This window comes from Neisseria sp. P0009.S007, from assembly GCF_051962515.1.
The window spans coordinates 1-293 of record NZ_JBQCVF010001041.1 but is presented as its reverse complement, the minus strand read 5'-3'; the positions used below and the strand labels follow the sequence as shown (position 1 = coordinate 293).

Annotated in this window: 1 pseudogene; it reads right to left on the bottom strand. The window is 60.8% G+C overall.

The features are described from left to right. A pseudogene (locus ACTHS3_RS17665) lies at positions 1–293 on the bottom strand (MFS transporter); the annotation flags it as partial.

The following is a 293-nucleotide window of genomic DNA, read 5'->3' as shown; positions in this document are numbered from 1 at the left end:
AAACATCATAAAGATATTGCCGAAGCCGCCACTATTGCCCACCATCGCCGCCACTACCATGGGGGCGAGTATACCGCCGACGCGCCCGATGGCGCCTGCCCAGCCGGATGCGAAGGCACGGAAGCGCAAGGGGTAGAGTTCAGGGGTGTAGGTGTACAAAACGCCCCATGCGCCTAAGTTGAAGAAGGACATCAGGCTGCCCCAGATCATGACTTCGGCCGCAGTTGTGCTTTGCCCGAAAACCATGCGCACGCGGCGCACGCGGCCAGAAAGCCTGCCAGCGTTGCTTTGCG